Annotated in this window: 1 protein-coding gene; it reads right to left on the bottom strand. The window is 45.2% G+C overall.

What is annotated here, in order from left to right:
• Positions 1–318 precede the first annotated feature (318 nt).
• A partial coding sequence (locus QM911_RS09815) for an LPXTG cell wall anchor domain-containing protein (RefSeq protein WP_414313876.1) occupies positions 319–1178 on the bottom strand: 860 nt, incomplete at its 5' end.

Genomic DNA, 1178 nt, shown 5'->3' with positions numbered 1-1178 from the left:
GTTTTAGGAACTTTGACAATTTTAAGAAACGAATTTTCATCGCTCTGAATATAAAAATGGAGAGGACAACGATTGTCCTCTCCAGATGTTAGCTTTTATTCAACCCACTACAGTTGACAATGAGCCTAAAATCAGAAAAACGCATAATATCAGATATTCAAAAACCTTGATATTATGCGTTTTATGTTGAAAAGATTTTCTAAATGTTATCCCTAAAGTGTGGGATAGCCTCTCTTTTCTATGACTTAAAGCCGGCCTTGATCGTCAATGTGAGTTGTTATTGTAAATAAAGTAACATTACTCTCCTAAGAAAGATGACTATTTTTCGTCTTCCTTCTTACGACGTCCAAGTGCTGCCAATCCTACAAGTCCTGCAACTACTCCGAGTACAGTTGATCCTGCAGATGTAGTTTCACCAGTATTTGGAAGTTGTTCTTTAGCCGATGTTGGATTAGCTGGTTGTTCCGAAACTGGTTTACCTGGTGTTGGGTTCACTGGTTTACCTGGTGTCGGGTTCACTGGTTTACCTGGTGTTGGATCAACTGGTTTACCTGGTGTCGGGTTCACTGGTTTACCTGGTGTCGGGTTCACTGGTTTACCTGGTGTTGGGTTCACTGGCTTACCTGGTGTTGGATCCACTGGCTTACCTGGTGTTGGGTTCACTGGCTTGTCTGGAGTTGGCTCTACAGGTTTGTCTGGAGTTGGCTCTACAGGTTTGTCTGGAGTTGGCTCTACAGGCTTATCTGGAGTTGGCTCTACAGGTTTATCTGGAGTTGGCTCTACAGGTTTGTCTGGAGTTGGCTCTACAGGTTTGTCTGGAGTTGGCTCTACAGGCTTATCTGGAGTTGGCTCTACAGGCTTGTCTGGAGTTGGCTCTACAGGCTTATCTGGAGTTGGCTCTACAGGTTTGTCTGGAGTTGGCTCTACAGGCTTGTCTGGAGTTGGCTCTACAGGTTTGTCTGGAGTTGGTTCTACAGGCTTGTCTGGAGTTGGCTCTACAGGTTTGTCTGGAGTTGGCTCTACAGGCTTATCTGGAGTTGGCTCTACAGGTTTATCTGGAGTTGGCTCTACAGGTTTATCTGGAGTTGGCTCTACAGGTTTGTCTGGAGTTGGCTCTACAGGTTTGTCTGGAGTTGGCTCTACAGGCTTATCTGGAGTTGGCTCTACAGGCTTGTCTG

This window comes from Streptococcus infantis, assembly GCF_047460825.1.
In the GTDB taxonomy this organism is placed as follows: Bacteria; Bacillota; Bacilli; order Lactobacillales; family Streptococcaceae; genus Streptococcus; species Streptococcus infantis_V.
This window is presented reverse-complemented; position numbering and strand designations above follow the sequence as displayed.